General features: G+C 60.4%; 15 protein-coding genes. 4 read left to right on the forward strand and 11 right to left on the reverse strand.

Going from position 1 to position 17,476, the window contains the following annotated elements:
* Positions 1-5 precede the first annotated feature (5 nt).
* Both pcaD and pcaC read left to right on the forward strand, forming a co-directional pair.
* The gene (pcaD, locus tag ACP7CZ_RS05780; protein WP_054898417.1) at positions 6-797 is read left to right on the forward strand and encodes a 3-oxoadipate enol-lactonase; all 792 of its coding nucleotides are present in this window, start codon (positions 6-8) and stop codon (positions 795-797) included.
* A gap of 10 nt (positions 798-807) precedes the next feature.
* Positions 808-1,206 (forward strand): 4-carboxymuconolactone decarboxylase, encoded by a 399-nt coding sequence (gene pcaC, locus ACP7CZ_RS05785; protein WP_054898418.1) that lies wholly within the window; start codon positions 808-810, stop codon positions 1,204-1,206.
* Here pcaC and ACP7CZ_RS05790 read toward each other — a convergent pair.
* From ACP7CZ_RS05790 to ACP7CZ_RS05815, 6 genes are all read right to left on the reverse strand, one after another.
* Entirely contained in the window at positions 1,203-2,816 is a 1,614-nt protein-coding gene (locus ACP7CZ_RS05790) for a M91 family zinc metallopeptidase (RefSeq protein ID WP_294172315.1), read from the reverse strand. The genes pcaC and ACP7CZ_RS05790 overlap by 4 nt on opposite strands.
* A 108-nt stretch (positions 2,817-2,924) precedes the next feature.
* On the reverse strand, positions 2,925-3,824 hold the full coding sequence (locus ACP7CZ_RS05795; protein ID WP_089041254.1) for a polysaccharide deacetylase family protein: 900 nt from the start codon (positions 3,822-3,824) through the stop codon (positions 2,925-2,927).
* Between the two features lie 82 nt (positions 3,825-3,906).
* Positions 3,907-5,157, reverse strand: coding sequence for an OprD family porin (locus ACP7CZ_RS05800; RefSeq protein ID WP_426173873.1), 1,251 nt, complete (start codon positions 5,155-5,157; stop codon positions 3,907-3,909).
* Between the two features lie 180 nt (positions 5,158-5,337).
* Complete coding sequence (adeC, locus tag ACP7CZ_RS05805; RefSeq protein ID WP_003189337.1) at positions 5,338-6,795, reverse strand: AdeC/AdeK/OprM family multidrug efflux complex outer membrane factor; 1,458 nt, start codon at positions 6,793-6,795, stop codon at positions 5,338-5,340.
* Positions 6,792-9,953 carry an efflux RND transporter permease subunit gene (locus ACP7CZ_RS05810; protein WP_034125973.1) on the reverse strand — a complete coding sequence of 1,054 codons (3,162 nt, stop codon included), beginning with the start codon at positions 9,951-9,953 and terminating at the stop codon, positions 6,792-6,794. Before ACP7CZ_RS05810 ends, adeC begins: the two co-directional genes overlap by 4 nt.
* Positions 9,954-9,956: 3 nt before the next feature.
* Positions 9,957-11,105, reverse strand: a complete 1,149-nt coding sequence (locus tag ACP7CZ_RS05815; protein ID WP_054898422.1) for an efflux RND transporter periplasmic adaptor subunit — start codon at positions 11,103-11,105, stop codon at positions 9,957-9,959.
* Positions 11,106-11,370: 265 nt separating this feature from the next.
* On the opposite strand from ACP7CZ_RS05815, the gene ACP7CZ_RS05820 reads away from it, so the two are divergent.
* Positions 11,371-12,003 carry a TetR family transcriptional regulator gene (locus ACP7CZ_RS05820; RefSeq protein WP_034125975.1) on the forward strand — a complete coding sequence of 211 codons (633 nt, stop codon included), beginning with the start codon at positions 11,371-11,373 and terminating at the stop codon, positions 12,001-12,003.
* Between the two features lie 338 nt (positions 12,004-12,341).
* Here the strand turns inward: ACP7CZ_RS05820 and ACP7CZ_RS05825 are convergent, their stop codons facing one another.
* Genes ACP7CZ_RS05825 through ACP7CZ_RS05835 form a run of 3 tightly spaced genes read right to left on the reverse strand, consistent with a single transcriptional unit; the run spans position 12,342 to position 14,921 of the window.
* Entirely contained in the window at positions 12,342-13,397 is a 1,056-nt protein-coding gene (locus ACP7CZ_RS05825; protein WP_054921969.1) for an alkene reductase, read from the reverse strand.
* A 28-nt stretch (positions 13,398-13,425) separates the two neighbouring features.
* A complete protein-coding gene (locus ACP7CZ_RS05830) occupies positions 13,426-14,592 on the reverse strand; it encodes an MFS transporter (RefSeq protein ID WP_294172297.1) in 1,167 nt (388 codons plus the stop codon).
* A gap of 17 nt (positions 14,593-14,609) precedes the next feature.
* Complete coding sequence (locus ACP7CZ_RS05835) at positions 14,610-14,921, reverse strand: ArsR/SmtB family transcription factor (protein ID WP_003189349.1); 312 nt, start codon at positions 14,919-14,921, stop codon at positions 14,610-14,612.
* 155 nt (positions 14,922-15,076) lie between these two features.
* Between ACP7CZ_RS05835 and ACP7CZ_RS05840 the strand changes: the two genes are divergently transcribed.
* On the forward strand, positions 15,077-15,661 hold the full coding sequence (locus ACP7CZ_RS05840; RefSeq protein ID WP_181124964.1) for an ACP phosphodiesterase: 585 nt from the start codon (positions 15,077-15,079) through the stop codon (positions 15,659-15,661).
* A gap of 109 nt (positions 15,662-15,770) precedes the next feature.
* On the opposite strand, the gene ACP7CZ_RS05845 is transcribed toward ACP7CZ_RS05840, so the two are convergent.
* Together ACP7CZ_RS05845 and olsB are read right to left on the reverse strand one after the other, a co-directional pair.
* Positions 15,771-16,562, reverse strand: coding sequence for a lysophospholipid acyltransferase family protein (locus ACP7CZ_RS05845; protein ID WP_032893104.1), 792 nt, complete (start codon positions 16,560-16,562; stop codon positions 15,771-15,773).
* Positions 16,562-17,317: an L-ornithine N(alpha)-acyltransferase gene (gene olsB / locus ACP7CZ_RS05850; protein WP_003189352.1), complete on the reverse strand. Its 756-nt coding sequence runs from the start codon at positions 17,315-17,317 to the stop codon at positions 16,562-16,564. Before olsB ends, ACP7CZ_RS05845 begins: the two co-directional genes overlap by 1 nt.
* Positions 17,318-17,476 lie beyond the last annotated feature (159 nt).

Raw genomic sequence — 17,476 nt, forward strand, 5'->3', positions numbered from 1 at the left:
ACGCTGTGGCTTTTGTACAACTCGCCGAGGGCGAACTGCATTACCAACTCGAGGGGCCCGCCGACGCACCGGTATTGGTGCTGTCCAATTCCTTGGGTACCGACCTGCATATGTGGGACATCCAGATACCGGCTTTTACCGAGCATTTTCGTGTGCTGCGATTCGACACCCGTGGCCACGGCCAATCCCTGGTGACCGCGGGGCCTTACAGCATCGAGCAACTGGGCCGAGACGTGATCGCGCTGCTGGATGCGCTGGATATCCAGAAGGCGCATTTTTGCGGATTGTCCATGGGCGGCTTGATCGGCCAATGGCTGGGCATTCATGCCGGCGAGCGCCTGCAACGCCTGGTGGTGTGTAATACCGCGGCCAAGATCGGCACGCCCGAGGTGTGGAACCCGCGTATCGAAATGGTCCTGCGTGATGGCGCCGCCGCGATGGTGGCGCTGCGCGATGCGTCGATTGCGCGCTGGTTCACCGCAGATTTCGCCGCTGCCAACCCGCATCAGGCCAAGCAGATCACCGACATGCTCGCGGCCACGTCACCCGAGGGGTATGCCGCCAACTGCGGCGCCGTGCGCGATGCGGATTTTCGTGAGCAATTGTCCTCGATCAAGGTGCCGACCCTGGTGATTGCCGGCACCGAAGACGCGGTGACGCCGCCAGCCGGCGGCCACTTTATCCAGAGCCATGTGCAGGGTGCCGAGTATGCCGAGTTCTATGCGGCGCACCTGTCCAACGTTCAGGCCGGTGCTGCGTTCAGCGACCGGGTGATCGAATTTCTGCTGGCCCGCTGAGGAGCTATTTGTGGACGAGAAACAACGTTATGCCGAAGGCCTGCAGGTGCGCCGCGAAGTACTGGGCGATGCCCATGTCGACCGCAGCCTCAATGCCCTGACCGAGTTCAACAGCGAGTTCCAGGAAATGATCACCCGCCATGCCTGGGGTGACATCTGGACCCGCCCCGGCCTGCCTCGGCATACCCGCAGCCTGATCACCATCGCGATGCTGATCGGCATGAACCGCAGTGAAGAACTGAAACTGCACCTGCGTGCCGCCGCCAGCAACGGCGTGACCCGCGCCGAGATCAAGGAAGTGCTGATGCAGAGTGCGATTTACTGTGGGATCCCGGCGGCGAATGCGACGTTTCACTTGGCTGAGTCAGTGTGGGATGAGTTGGGAGTTGAGTCGCGGGGCGCGGTCTAGATGTATTCCGTACGTAGTGGGCGGCGCATTTCTTCCTTCAGTGCATTTTCAGTAAATGCAGGGGGGTTGCTTGTCGTGGGCTCGGTTGCACGATGATCGTCAAAATCGAACGATAATGCATCTGTAGGCAAGCCTACTGCTTGACGTTCGTCGTTGGGCTCGCCCTCAGGATTCTCGTCTATGACTGTTTGACCTTCGAGGAAGGTACCCGTGGCCCCATTGTAGGCGTGGGCCATTTCATGGAATAGGACGTTGACCGGAGCAGTTTCGTCATTAGGCACGAAGGAGGGGTTGTATTGTAATTGTGCGCCCGTCGCGAAGGCGCCACGTTGATTGTGAGCAATGTAGCCCTGGGCTGCTGGTTCAAGGGTCTCCAGGGATTTACCTGTAGCCAGGTGGTTGCGCACCGCTGCGTTATTAAAAATGTAAAAGCCGTTATCATCAGCCGTTTCAGTGATGCGCACCGGAGAGTCATTGCGCTGGGCCGAGTTATCGGCAGTGCTTAACATTTTTTTGCCTGGCAGGGACATTCTCAGCAGTTCCATGTCGTCCTCTACGTATTGTATGAACTCGGGAGAGCCTTCAACGACATAGCCACTTTTTCCTGCTTCGCGGTATTGCGTGTGAATGAGCGTGGAACCTGGCGTGCGGTGAATCTCGTCCGAAGGCTTGGCATAAATGACGGTGTCATCGCTATTGGACCTGACAATATTTTTGTCGCGCCCGGTATAAATCGTGGCAGGGCCCTGCGTGACTATCAGGTTTTCACCTTTGCCTCCATGCATGACTATCGGGTTTGGGGAGTCATTGCTGGTGCTAATCATAAAGTCGTGACCGTCACCACCGTCCATGTAGATATGGCGATCAGCAGAACCCTCTCCTGACTGCATGCGGTCATTACCGTTGTTTCCCTTGAGAATGCCACTGCCGGAGCCTGCGATGAGTAAATCGTCGCCATCATCACCAAATGCGATGCCGACGCCGCTGCCCAGTTTTAGCCAGTCGTTCCCTGCGCCTCCGTATAGACGCGTATTACCCGAGCCAGCACGGGCATAATCATTGCCCTCGCCCAGTTCAATGCGAATGTCGTTATTAACGTCTGGGTGGATCACAACGCAGTCATCGCCGCCTTTGGTTTTTATGCGCAGGGGCTGGATTTCAGTTCCGTCAGAGGAGCGAGCAAGACTCAGTTGATACGGTATGTTATTGATGGTGGCGACCAGACTGTCGTCCGGGCCTTTTTTGATAATGACCTTATCGGCACGGTCAGTTGTCTCGATTACACATTCATTACCAGCAGCCCCTATCGGCTCGCCGTTTTTGCTTAAGTAGGTTATCTCCTGATAGATCTTTACGTTCGCGTCATGACGCAACACATCAGTGTTGATGTATTTTTTTTGGGTTGTGTCTAGTGGGTCCTGATCAGGTGTGAGCCTGGAATGGCTGGAAAAGTACAGGAAATTCACTGTCCTGTCCGGTCCTACATACCCGGCAGATTTAGCGTTGATCTGGATGGGTGGTCGCGGTGAGGTTGTGCTGGAAGGTGCCTCCACGGGCGCCATGGGTTGTGGATTGACGGCGTATGCGCCAGAAAGCGAAGACGTATTCATGTGGGTCATCTCATTGTGTGTTGACCCTGAGTGGTGGTGCTGGAATTGAGGTTCCCGACAGCAGGTGGGCGGGGACGGCAGCAGATGTTATCCGTTGTTGCGACGAGGTTAATGAGAGTCTGCGTCCCACACCAGATTCCAAATCCCAGGCAAATGCACTGGGTCGTCCACATTTTTCACGGTTCGCGCAATCGCCGCGCGCTCAACCTGGGCCGTGTCGGTGTAGAACGGCTCGGCAGCGGTCTTCAAACCGTTGACCCGCGCGCTGTCCATCAGGATCTGCAAATACTCCTGCATATGCCGCGCGGTGTAGCGATTGATGTCATGGAAGGTCACCACCACCGGGATCACCCCCTCCACCGTTGGCAGCTCACCCAAGGCGATGCGTTCGCGCACCACCGACAGTTGCCGATACAGGTTGGCCCGCCGACGCGGGCTGGCGTTGAAGCCCCAGATCTTGCCGTCATTGGCACTCAGGTCCGTCAGCAGAACGTGCATGCCGTGGCGTTGGTAGGCGGCGAAGGTGCGCTTGTCGTAGTTCCAGAAGGGTGGGCGTACCAGCACGGGGGGCGCGCCCGTGATGGCGGCAATGTCTGCGGCCCCTTCGGTAAGGGTGTGTTCCAGGGTGGCGTCGTTCAGCCAGCGATGATTGGTGTGAAACGCCGTGGCGGTGTGAAAGGCCAGGACATGGCCGGCGGCGAATTCGCGTTCCATGGTCTTGCGCCCCCGGGCACTGCCGCCGGAGCGAGCGGCTTCGGTCTGCAGGAAGAACACCGCCTTGATTCCCGGCAGCACCGGGTTGTTGGCCAGGTCCGCCACTACCGAACGGCTCGGATTGTTGTAGCCCGAGGCGCTTGGGCCGTCATCGAAGGTCAGCAAAAAGCGGATCGGCGCCTGGGCCAGCAGGCGCTGTTCGGTCTGTGGCGTCAGGGCGATGGGGGCGCTGATGCAGCCCCCCAGGCTCAAGGCCAGGGCAAACAGTGCGATTGCTGTAGCGAAGGATTTCATGCCGTGCAGGGCCCGAGTAAAGGCCGCTGCTGGGGGGATCAGCAGCGGCAGGCGCGCACCATACAGTAAGTGCTATGCCGGTTTACAGCAGACTGATCGGATAGCTGACGATCAACCGGTTCTCATCGAACTCGTTGTTGCTGTAGTCCCTGCGCATGCTCGAATTGCGCCAGCGCACGTTGAGGTTTTTCAGCGTGCCGCTTTGCACCGTATAGCCTACTTCGGTCTCGCGGCCCCACTCCTTGCCGTCGGTGATGGTGCCGGTGTGTACGTTGCTGCCGCTGATATAGCGGTTCATCAGGGTCAGGCCCGGTACGCCGAGGGCGGCGAAGTTGTAGTCGTGGCGAACCTGCCAGGATTTCTCCCGCGCGTTGTCGTAGCTGGAGTTGTAGCTGTCGTTGGCCAGGGTACCGCCGCTGGTGCCGTTGACGCGCATCCAGGCACTGTCGCCGGTGAGTTTTTGCAAACCGACGTAGAAGGTGTTGCCGCCGTACCTGGCCGAGAACAAACCGGACCAGGTTTTGTTGTCCAGGTCGCCGGCGCGGGCGCTGCCGTCGTCCTTGCCGTAGAAGAAGCCCAGGTTGGCGCCCAGGGTCCAGTCGCCCACAGGCTGGCTGTGGATCAGATTGACGAACTGCTGGCTGTAGATGTCCTTGAGCTGGGCATTCCACACGCCGACTTGGGTGTGTTTGTCGTTGAACGCGTATTCGGCGCCCTGGAAATTGAAACGGTCGGAGGTGAAGGCGGTTTTGCCGAACATCGACATGTCGCTCATGCTGCCGTCGTCCCGCGGGCTGTTGGCGCGGAATTGGCCGCCATAGAGGGTCAGGCCGTCGATTTCCTTCGAGGTGATCTGCCCACCACGCAGGGTCTGTGGCAGGGAGCGGCCATCGTCGGAACGCAGGATCGGCAGCACCGGCATCCATTCGCCCACCTTCAGCTCGGTCTTGGAAAAGCGCGCCTTGAACGCCACGCCCAGCCGGCCAAATTCATCGGCTGGCCGACCGTCATGGTCCAGCGGCAGCAACTGCGTACCGCCCGTGCCACGGCCGCCATCGAGCTTGAGCGAGTACAGGCCCAGCACATCCACACCAAAACCGACCGTGCCTTGGGTGAACCCGGACTTGGCGTCGAGGATGAAACTTTGCGTCCACTCCTGCGCGCCACCCTGGGCCTTGGTCGGATTGGTGTAGTTGCGGTTGAAGAAGAAATTACGCAGGTTGAGGTTGGCGCTGGCGTCTTCGAGAAAGCCGTGCTCCTGGGCGAAAACGGGCAGTGCAGAACTGGCGACAGCAGCCGCCAGCAACAGCTGGCGCGGTTGGAAAGTGCTCATGGTGTGGACCTGTTGTTATTGGGTTTATGCAGGTGGCGGCCATGGTGCGCGGCGGTGCGGGGGCGATGAAAGTAGGGGAAGGTGGGTTGTGGGCGATGATCGAACGCAAGTTGTAAGGGCGACAATGCAGGCATAAAAAAACCGCTTCCGGTGAGGGAAGCGGTTTTCACACCCGCGCTATCAGAACAACTTCAACGGCGGTGCTTGTTCTTTCAACGGCTCGTTCTTCGCAGTCTGCTCGTTCCAGCCACCGCCGAGGGCCTTGTACAGGTTGACCTCGCTGGTGAGCTGCGCCAGGCGGTCGGTGATCAGCGATTGCTGGGCACTGAACAGTTGGCGCTGGGCGTCGAGGAAGGTCAGGTTGCTGTCGACACCAATGCGGTAGCGACGCTCGGCCAGGCGGTAGTAATCCTGGTTAGCCTCGACGAAGCCGCGCTGGGCATCCAGTTGCTGCTTGTAGGTCGCACGCGCGGCCAGGCCGTCGGAGACTTCCTGGAAGCCGGTCTGGATGGCCTTCTCGTAGTTGGCCACGTTGATCTCTTTCTGGATCTTCGAGTAGTCCAGGCTTGCGCGCAGGCTACCGGCGTTGAAGATCGGGATGTTGATCTGCGGGGCAAACGCCCAGGTCCCCGAACCGCCTTTGAACAGGCCACCCAGGGTAGGGCTGGCAGTACCGGCGCTGGCGGTCAGGCTGATGCTCGGGAAGAACGCCGCACGGGCCGCGCCGATGTTGGCGTTGGCGGCCTTGAGGTTGTACTCGGCTTGCACGATGTCTGGGCGACGTTGCAGCAGGTCCGAGGGCAACCCGGCAGGCACTTCGCTGAGCAGGTCATCGGACAGCGGCTTGCTGGCGATATTCGCCGGCAGGCCGGTGCCCAGCAGCAGGGTCAGGCTGTTTTCGTCCTGGGCCACCTGGCGGGTGTAACGCGCCAGTTGCACACGGGCGTTTTCCACCGAGGTGCGTGCCTGGCTGAGGTCGAGGGCCGAGGCCACGCCGACTTCATTGCTGCGCGAGGTGAGCTTGTAGCTTTGCTCGAACGCGGCCAGGGTGTCCTGGGTCAGCTTGAGCAGCTCCTTGTCGGCCTGCCAGGTCAGGTAGGCATTGGCCACGCTGGCCACCAGGCTGATTTGGGTGCTGCGGCGCGCTTCTTCAGTGGCGAAGTACTTTTGCAGCGCTTCTTCACTGAGGCTGCGCACGCGGCCGAACAGGTCCAGCTCATACGAACTGATGCCAAGGCCCGCCGAGTACTGGCTGGCGATGGTCGATTCGCCGGTCTGCGACAGCTTGGCCGGGGTGCGCGAACGGCTGCCGTTACCGGTGGCCGATACCGCCGGGAACAGGTCGGCACGCTGGATCTGGTATTGCGCTGCATAGGCGTCGATGTTCAGCGCCGCGACACGTAGGTCACGGTTGTTCACCAACGCGGTCTGGATCAATTGCTGCAGGGCAGGGTCATGGAAAAACTGCTTCCAGCCTTGCTCGGCAGCGGCCTGGCTCGGCGCCTGGGCCGACGAATACGCCGGCCCCTGCGGGAACTGCGCGGCCACCGGCGCTTCGGGACGCTGATAGTCAGGTATCAGCGAGCAGCCACTGAGCACGAATGCGGTGACGGCTAGGGAAAGTAGCGACTTGCTCATTGGCCAGCCTCTTTAGGAGTTTCAGTAGTGTCTTTCTTTTTGCGTTCGCCAGCGGCGGACACGGTTGCGTAGAACAGTGGCACCCAGAAGATCGCCAGCACAGTGGCCGTGATCATACCGCCGATAACGCCGGTACCGATTGCGTGCTGGCTGCCTGAACCGGCGCCGGTGGAGATTGCCAGCGGCAATACGCCGAGCATGAACGCCAACGAGGTCATGATGATCGGGCGCAGACGCATGCGGGATGCTTCGATAGCCGCCTCGACGATGCCTTTGCCTTGCTCATGCAGTTCCTTGGCGAATTCCACGATGAGGATGGCGTTTTTCGCCGCCAGGCCCACCGTCACCAACAGGCCCACCTGGAAGAACACGTCGTTGGACAAGCCGCGCATGCTGGTGGCGATCAGTGCACCGATCACACCCAGAGGTACAACCAGAATCACCGCGATCGGGATCGACCAGCTTTCGTACAGTGCCGCCAGGCACAAGAACACGACCAGCAGCGACAGTGCGTACAGTGCTGGCGCCTGGGAACCGGAAAGGCGTTCTTCGTACGACAGGCCTGTCCAGGCGTAACCGACACCGGCCGGCAGTTCTTTGGCGATGCGTTCGACTTCGGCCATCGCATCACCGGTACTGTAGCCCGGTGCCGGGGTACCGAGGATTTCCATCGCCGCTACACCGTTGTATCGCGAAAGCTTGGGCGAACCGTAGATCCACTTGCCCGACGAGATGGCCGACAGCGGCACCATTTTCCCGTCGTTGCTGCGCACGTACCATTTGTCCAGGTCTTCGGGCGACATCCGGCTGGCGGCGTCGCCTTGTACATACACCTTCTTCACGCGACCACGGTCGATGAAGTCGTTGATGTAGCTACCACCCAAGGCAATGGCCAGGGTCTGCTGGATATCCGCCAGGCTGATGCCTTGGGCACTGGCTTTCTCGTCGTCAACGGTCAGCTCGTACTGCGGCTCGTCGTTCACGCCGTTAGGACGCACGCCGGCCAGCACCTTGCTTTGTGCCGCCGCACCCAGGAACTGGTTACGTGCAGCCATCAGCTTGTCGTGGCCGACGCCACCCTGGTCTTGCAGGAACACGTCGAAACCCGTGGCGTTACCCAACTCCAGCACCGAAGGCGGCACGATGGCGAAAACCATGGCGTCCTTGAAGGCCCCGAAGAAGTAACCCTGGGCACGCTTGGCCACTTCGAACACCGACTGGCTCGAATCACGCTCATCCCACGGCTTGAGCATCACGAACGCAAGCCCGGAGCTCTGGCCACGACCGGCGAAGTTGAAGCCGTTCACGGTAAACACCGACTTCACCGCCTTGCCTTCGCCTGGCTCGCCTTCCTTGTCGTTCAGCAGGAAGGCGCGCATGTCGTCGACGACTTTCTGCGTGCGCTCAGCCGAAGCACCGACCGGTGTCTGCACCTGGGCGAAGATCACACCCTGGTCTTCCTCAGGCAGGAACGCGCTTGGAATACGGGTGAACATCCAGATCATGCCGGCCAGGATCAGCGCATACACCAGGAATGCCGGGATCTTGTGCTTGATCATGCCGCCCACGCCGCGCTCGTACTTGAGTACGCCACGGTCGAAGGTGCGGTTGAACCAGCCGAAGAAGCCGCGCTTGGGCTGGCCGTGTTTTTCCGGATCAATCGGCTTGAGCATGGTGGCGCACAAAGCCGGGGTGAAGATCAGGGCAACCAGCACCGACAACGCCATCGCCGAAACGATGGTGATGGAGAACTGCCGGTAGATCACACCGGTGGAACCACCGAAGAACGCCATCGGCAGCAGTACCGCCGACAGTACCAGGGCAATACCCACCAGGGCACCCTGGATCTGGCCCATGGACTTGATCGTTGCTTCCTTGGGCGACAGGTGCTCCTCGGCCATTACCCGTTCGACGTTTTCCACCACGACGATGGCATCGTCCACCAGCAAGCCGATGGCCAGGATCATGCCGAACATGGTCAAGGTGTTGATGGTGAAGCCGCACGCCGCCAGGATCCCGAAGGTACCCAGCAATACCACCGGTACGGTCATGGTGGTGATGATGGTGGCACGGAAGTTCTGCAGGAACAGGAACATCACCAGGAACACCAGCACGATCGCTTCGACCAGAGTGTGAACCACACCGGAGATCGATTCGGTCACGACCGGGGTGGTGTCATAGGGCACCACCGCCTTCATGCCAGGCGGGAAGAACGGCTCCAGGGACTTCACTGTTTCGCGGATGGCCTTGCCGGTGTCCAGTGCGTTGGCACCGGCCGCCAGCTTGATCGCCATACCCGAGGCCGGCTTGCCGTTGAACTGTGCACTGATGCTGTAGTTCTGGCCGCCCAGTTCGATGCGCGCGACGTCACCCAGGCGAACCTGGGAGCCGTCGGTGTTCACCTTCATCAGAATCTTGGCGAATTCCTCGGTGCTTTGCAGGCGCGTCTTGCCGATGATCGTGGCGTTCAGCTGGGTGCCTGGCAGGGCTGGCAGGCCGCCCAGTTGGCCGGTGGCCACCTGCACGTTCTGGGCCTTGATGGCATTGCTGACGTCCACTGGCGTGAGCTGATAATTGTTCAGTTTGGCCGGGTCGAGCCAGATACGCATGGCGTACTGCGAACCGAACACCTGGAAGTCACCCACCCCCGCGGTACGGGAGATCGGGTCCTGGATGTTGGACACGATGTAGTTGGAGAGGTCGTCCTTGGTCATGCTGCCGTCTTCCGACACCAGACCGATCACCATCAGGAAGTTCTTCACCGACTTGGTCACGCGGATACCCTGTTGCTGCACTTCTTGCGGCAGCAGTGGGGTGGCCAGGTTCAGCTTGTTCTGTACCTGAACCTGAGCGATATCCGGGTTGGTACCCTGGTTGAACGTCACGGTGATGGTCATGCTGCCGTCGGAGTTACTGTCCGAGGAGACATAACGCAGGTTGTCGATACCGTTGAGCTGTTGCTCGATGACCTGCACCACGGTGTCCTGCACGGTTTGTGCGGACGCGCCTGGGTAGGTCACCTGGATATCAATGGCCGTTGGTGCAATGGCCGGGTATTGGTTGATGGGCAACTTCAGGATCGAGAGTGCCCCGACCAGCATGATCACCAGGGCAATTACCCAGGCGAAAATGGGACGGTCGATAAAAAATTTCGACATGGATTACTCCCCTTGACCAGCAGCGGCAGCAGGCGCTGCGGCAGTACCGGCGGGTTTAGCGTTGGAGGCTTCCGTGACCTTCACCTCGGCGCCTGGCTTGACGTACTGCAAGCCTTCGGTGATGACGCGATCACCGGCATTGAGGCCTTTTTCCACCAGCCAGTAGGCACCGGCGGTACGGTTGGCAACCAGTTCGCGTTGCTCGACCTTGTTGTCCTTGTTCACGATCAGCGCGGTCGGAATGCCGCGCAGGTCACGGGTCACGCCTTGTTGCGGAGCCAGGATGGCCTTGCTGTTCACACCGGCCAGCAACTGGGCGTGTACGAACATGCCCGGCAGCAGCACGTGGTCAGGGTTGGGGAACACGGCGCGCAGGGTCACGGAACCGGTGGTCTGGTCGACCGACACTTCGGAGAACTCCAGCTTGCCGTCCTGGGCGTAGGCCGTGCCGTCTTCCAGGGTCAGCTTGACCTTGGCAGCGTTTTCGCCGGCTTTTTCCAGTTGGCCGCTGGCCAGGTCGCGACGCAGCTTGAGCATTTCAGCCGAAGATTGCGTGACGTCGACGTAGATCGGGTCCAGTTGCTGGATCACCGCCATGGCGTCGGCCTGGCCATTGCTGACCAGTGCGCCTTCGGTGACCGAAGAACGGCCAATACGCCCGGAGATCGGCGCGTACACCTTGGTATAGCGCACGTTGATCTGGGCGGTTTGAACGTTTGCCTCGGCAGTCATGCGGTTGGCAACGGCGGTGTCGTATTCCTGACGGCTGACGGCTTGTTCATCGACCAATTGCTTGTAGCGATCGGTGATGGATTTGGTCTGGGTCAGGCTCGCTTGTGCGCTTTTGAGCGTGGCTTCATACACCGACGGGTCGATCTGGTAGAGCTGTTGCCCTTCCTTCACGTCGGCGCCTTCCTTGAACAGGCGCTTGAGAATGATGCCGTTGACCTGCGGCCGGACTTCCGCAATGCGAAAGGCCGTGGTGCGGCCTGGCAGCTCGGTGGTCAGGGTATAGGCTTGCGGTTGAATGGTGACCACGCCGACCTGAGGGGTTTGAGCGGGCGGTGCCGCTTCTTCCTTTTTACATCCGCTGAGCAGCGATGCCAGGGCGACGGCAGTGACCAGAGCGGTAACAGCTGGCTTAAGTTGCATGAAGATCCTCGGGTCAGGCGCGCAGAGTGCGCACAAGAAGTGTGGAAGGGTAAAAAACAAGCCGTGAGTGGATAAGTAGCTTGCTACGCAATATACTTACGTTCATGGTTGTTTGTAAACTCTTGACAGGCTTCGCGCAATGTTGACAAAGCACCGCCGCAAGCCTCGATTCTAGTACGTTCGGCGCCCATGACGGCGTCGTCCCACAATTATTCAGATGACGGTCAAGTACCGTCCACAGTGTCCCGATTGAGGTTTTACTGCCATGGTTCGTCGCACCAAAGAGGAAGCTCAGGAAACGCGCAGCCAGATTCTCCAAGCCGCCGAGCAAGCCTTTTATGAGCGTGGCGTAGCGCGTACCACCCTGGCGGACATCGCCGCGTTGGCGGGCGTGACGCGTGGGGCAATCTATTGGCATTTCAGCAATAAGTCCGATTTGCTCCAGGCCTTGCTCGATACGCTGCACGAACCCTTGGACGAATTGGCCCGGGCGAGTGAAAGCGAGGATGAAGTCGACCCGCTGGGCTGTATGCGCAAGCTGCTGATTCATCTCTACCATGAAGTGGCCCTGGACCCGAAAACCCGGCGCATCAACGAGATTCTGTTTCATAAGTGCGAGTTCACCGATGAAATGTGTGACATGCGCCGCCAACGCCAGACCCACAGCCTGGAATGCAACCTGCGTATCAGCCTGACGTTGCGTAACGCGGTTCATCGCGGGCAACTGCCTGAAAATCTCGACACCACCCGTGGGGCTGTCTGCATACATGCCTTCATCCACGGTTTGATCGGCCAGTGGCTGCTGGTCCCCGATAGCTTTGAACTGCACCAGGACGCCGAGCGCTGGGCTGATATAGGGCTGGACATGCTGCGCCTGAGCCCCAGCCTGCGCAATTGAAACAAAATGCGTAATTGCAACCCGTTGTGTCAACAGTAAAGCCTAAGGACGGTCAATCGTCCTTCTGGCTGATTTGTGGGGTGACTTTATATACGGCCTGGCGGGCGGTTGATAGGTAGCCGGCTAAGTATTTTGTAGCGATATTGTTGCCGTTCTGTGAAGCGATGTTTCCAGGGGGGGCTACAGACAGGCACAAATGTGGGAGGGGACTTGCTCCTGACACTGTAGGAGCGAGCTTGCTCGCGAAAACGTCAACGATAACGCGTGCTTGCTGAATGAGCGCGGCGCCTGTCAGTTTTTCGCGAGCAAGCTCGCTCCTACAGTATTTGCGGATGACGTTAGATCGGCAGCGTCGGGTAGTCGATGTAACCCACCGGGCCTTTGCCATAGAAGGTCTCAGGGTGAGGCTCGTTCAACGGCGCATCGGCCTTCAGTCGCGCCGGCAGGTCCGGGTTGGCGATGAAAGGAATACCAAAGGCCACTGCATCCGCCTTGCCCGCCGCCAGCCAGGCATTGGCGCTGTCTTTGGTGAAGCGTTCGTTGGCGATGTATACGCCGCCGAAGGCTTTTTTCAGCTGTGGGCCGAGGCTATCCGCACCTTCTTTTTCGCGGGAGCAGATGAAGGCGATGCCGCGCTTGCCCAGTTCGCTGGCGACGTAGGTGAAGGTCTCGGCGAGGTTGTCGTCGCCCATGTCATGCGCGTCAGCACGCGGTGCCAGGTGCACGCCCACGCGGCCGGCACCCCAGACTTCGATGGCGGCGTCGGTGACTTCCAGCAACAGGCGCGCACGGTTTTCCAGGGAACCACCGTACTGGTCGGTGCGCTGGTTGGTGCTGCTCTGCAGGAACTGGTCAAGCAGGTAGCCGTTGGCGCCGTGGATTTCCACGCCGTCGAAACCGGCGGCCTTGGCGTTCTCGGCGCCGGTGCGGTAAGCGTCGACGATGTCGGCGATTTCAGCGGTTTCCAGGGCGCGCGGGGTTGGGTAGTCGGCCAATGGGCGAACCAGGCTGACGTGGCCTTTAGCCTGGACCGCGCTCGGAGCCACCGGGGTTTCCCCGTTCAGATAGGACTCGTGGGAGATGCGACCAACGTGCCACAACTGCAGGAAGATCTTGCCGCCCGCGCCATGCACTGCCTTGGTGATATTGGCCCAGCCGCGCACTTGGTCGTTGGACCAGATGCCGGGGGTGTCCGGGTAGCCCACGCCCATGGGCGTCACGGAAGTGGCTTCGCTGAGGATCAGCCCCGCGGAGGCGCGTTGCACGTAGTACTCGGCCATCAGCGCGTTGGGCACGCGCCCGGCATCAGCACGGCAGCGGGTCAGCGGCGCCATGATGATGCGGTTCGACAGCTGCACGTCGCCCAAGGTGATCGGATCGAAAATAGTCGTCATGGAAAAAACACCTTCTCTTTCAAGTTGATCAGTTGGTCGCAGGGGCCAGGTCGGCATTGCCGCCCTGACGGAAAGTGATGAGGGTCACCAGCAGCGCGAAAATCGCCAGTGCTGCAGCGGCCAGGGGCACGCTGGTCAGGCCGAAACCGTGGGCAATCACGCTGCCGCCGACCCAGGCGCCGAGGGCGTTGCCAATGTTGAAGGCACCGATGTTCAGGGTGGATACCAGGTTCGGCGCGGCCTTGCCGAAGGTCACCACGTTGATTTGCAGCGCCGGCACGGCGGCGAACGAGGCAGTGGCCCACAGGAACAGGGTGATTTCAGTCGGTATCACCGCAATGCTGGTCCAGCTCAGCACCGTGGACACCACCGCCATGCTGATGAACACGCCGACCAGGGTGGCCGCCAGGCGTTTGTCCGCCAGCTTGCCGCCGATGATGTTGCCCACGGTGAGGCCCAGGCCGATCAGCAGCAGGGTCCAGGTCACGCCCTTGGGCGACACGCCGGTGACATCGCCGAGCAGCGGTGCGACGTAGGTAAAGAGGGTGAACATGGACGCGGCGAACAGCGCGGTCATGCTCAGCGACAACCAGATACCAGCACCCTTGAGGGCGGCCAGTTCGGCGCGCATGTCGAGTTTTTCTTCGTCACGCTTGGCGGGCAGGAAGCGAATAAGGCCGATCAAGGCAATCACGCCAATCACGGTCACGGCCCAGAAGGTCGAGCGCCAGCCGGCTTCCTGGCCCAGCGCCGTACCCAGGGGCACGCCCAGCACGTTCGCCAGGGTCAACCCGGTGAACATCAGCGCCACCGCCGACGCACGTTTGTTGGCCTGCACCAGGTTGGCCGCCACCACCGAGCCAATCCCGAAGAAGGCACCGTGGCACAACGCTGTGACCACACGGGCAAACATCAGCACGTTGTAGTCGCTTGCCAGGGCACAGAGCAGATTGCCGATAATGAAAATACCCATCAACGCTACCAGCGCCGCCTTGCGTGGCAGCCTGGCGGTGGCCAGTGCCATGAACGGTGCGCCGATGGCCACGCCCAGGGCGTAGCCGGTGACCAGCCAGCCGGCGCCGGGAATCGACACACCCAGGTCCGCCGCCACATCGGGCAGCAGGCCCATGATGACGAACTCGGTGGTGCCGATGGCGAAGGCGCTCAGGGCCAGTATGAGTAGCGAGAGTGGCATGGGCGTGTCCTTGATGATTACGGTGCGCTGAGTTCGGTAATGAGCGCAGTGAGAAAGGCTTGGATCACTTCCTCATTGCGCTTGAAAAAGTGCCACTGTCCAGCCTTCTGGCTGCTGATCAGACCCGCCCGTTGCAAGGTGGCCAGGTGCGCCGACACCGTCGACTGGGACAAGCCGCAGCGCTGGTCGATCTGCCCGGCGCAGATGCCGTATTCGTGGTTGTGCAATTGCTCAGGGAACTGCACTTTCGGGTCTTTGAGCCAGGTGAGGATGTCTCGTCGTACTGGGTGCGCCAGGGCTTTTATTATTTCGTCGAGGTCGATGGACATGGCAGGGTGCTCGGTGTCGTAAAGCGTTATATCGCGATGAGGCGAACTTTAAATCGTAATATTCCGATATACCAATATGATTTTGATCTGAGGCCAGGCCAAATCGGTATATCGGGTTATAACGATATGCGAGTGGCAGTGGTAGACTGCGTAGCATGAATTATCTCGCACATCTGCACCTGGGCGGCCAACTTCCTGCGCAATTGCTGGGCAGTCTCTATGGCGACTTCGTCAAAGGCCGCCTGCAGGGCCAGTTCAGCCCGCAAATCGAAGCGGCGATCCAGTTGCATCGCTCCATCGACCGGTTCACCGACAGCCACCCCTTGGTGGGGGAGGCGTTGTCGCGTTTCAGCCAGACCCGCAGGCGCTATGCCGGCATCGTGCTCGATGTGTTTTTTGACCATTGCCTGGCGCGTGATTGGGCGCTGTATGCCGACCAGCCCCTGGAGCGTTTCACGTCGCATGTGTATCAGGTGTTGGCGGCCGAACCCGCGTTGCCGGGGCGGCTGGCGCAGATTGCGCCGTATATGGCCGCGGATGATTGGTTGGGCTCGTACCGCGAGTTTGCGGTGATGGAGCAGGTGCTGCGCGGGATTTCGCGGCGGCTGACACAGCCTGAGGAACTGGGGTATGCGATGCAGGAGTTGCGGGTTTTGTATGAGCCGTTGAGTGAGGACTTTCGACTGTTCTACCCAGAGTTGCAGAAATTTGCGCAATCTCAACTGACTATTGAGATCTGAATGTGGGAGCTGGCCTGTCGGCGATAGCGGCCTACCGGTTGATGTTATGGCTGACCCACCGCCATCGCAGGCAAGCCAGCTCCCACATTTGGATTGAGTTCACATTGCTTCAGGCTGCGAATGCAGGCCGAGCGGCCACTTGCTCGGTTTCCGGCACCGGGCCGAACAATGCCTTCTGCACCGCCTGCTGCGCCTGATACGCCAACGCCGCACGTTCCTGCCCGGCGCAGGCAATCGGCTTGAGCACATGAATCTCCACATCGCCGCGGTCATTGGAAAACAAGCGCATCAGGTGCGAGAGCAAATCATCATCGCCAATAAAGGGTGCCAGCGGGTCGACTTGGCCGTCGCGCAGATACCGAATCGCTACCGGCTGCAGTGATACATCCGCATCGATCGCGCTGGCCAGCAAGCGCCCGTGGAACGTGCGCAGGCCGCGCCCATCGGTGGTGGTGCCTTCGGGGAACATCAGCAAGGGGTGCTGTTGCTCCAGATGACGGGTCATTTGCTTGCGGATCAGTTGGCTGTCACCTGATCCGCGACGAATAAACAGGCTGCCAGCCTTGGCCGCCAGCCAGCCGGCCACCGGCCAGGTGCGCACCTCGGCCTTGGACAAAAACGACATCGGCGCCACCATGCCCAGCAACGGAATATCCGTCCACGACACATGATTGCTCACCCACAGCATCGGCGTTTGCGGCAACTCGCCATGCACCGTCACGCGAAAGGGCAGGGCGTTGGTCAGTCGCGCCATAAAGAAGCGCGACCAACGCTGGCGCCGCACCATCGAGTTAGCCACGCCCAGGCGCTCGAACAGGCCAAACACACTGGCCATGCTCAACCCCAGCCCCACCACCAACAGCACGCGGGCGATGCGCCCGTAAATGCGCAGGCGGTTCATCACATGGCCGCCTTGAAGTGGCGCGCGTAACGCGGGCACAACTCGTCGCGCTTGAGCAGGATAAACACGTCTGCTACCTGGAAGTCTTCATCCCAGCACGGCTCGCCGCAGATCTTCGCGCCCAGGCGCATGTAGGCCTTGAGCAGCGGCGGCATTTCGGCGATGACGTTGGACGGCAAGTCCAGGGCCGGCAGTGGTTTTTTCGGTTCGGCGCGCAGGTGTTCGTTGCACAGGTAGCGCTCGCGCAAGCGCTGCATGATCGCGTGGGCCTGGATGCCGCCATCGTGCATCGGGATGCTCGCGCAGCCCATCAGGTAGCTGTAGCCGCCCTGGTTGAGCACTTCGGCCAACTCGCCCCACAACACCGCGATGGTGCCGCCATTGCGATAGGCCGGGTCGACGCAGGTGCGGCCAATCTCCAGGATCGGGCCCTGCAAGTGCAGCAGGCCATGCAGGCTGAATTCTTCTTCACTGTAGAACCGGCCCAGGGTGCTGGCGGCCTGGTGGTCGAGCAGACGGGTAGTCGCGACGAGTCGACCGCTGTTCAAATCCCGCACGCCGATATGGCTGCAGTGAACATCATAGTCATCCATGTCCAGACCCAATTCCGCGCCTTTCAGCTTGGCGTTGAACTCGCCGCTGAACACGTTGAACCGCAGGGCCTGGGCTTCCTGCAATGCCTGTGCGCCTACCAGGCGTTCGGCTTGCAGACGGCGTTCATTGCCTTTGTCGCTGATGCGGGCGATCTGAGTCATAGCGAGTCTCCGGGTGCCGGCCAGGTTGCGGCCAGTCGACTTTGTTGTCCAAAGTCAGGCTATGTAGCCTCGGTGTCAGCTCCATGAAGTTACGGTGACGGTTGGATGACAGCCCCCTTGTCGCAAATCTGTCACTGGCGTGAGCTAGGCTCGCGGGCT

Origin of the sequence: Pseudomonas sp. DWP2-2, assembly GCF_049897065.1 — a bacterium.
Taxonomy (GTDB): domain Bacteria; phylum Pseudomonadota; class Gammaproteobacteria; order Pseudomonadales; family Pseudomonadaceae; genus Aquipseudomonas; species Aquipseudomonas paracarnis.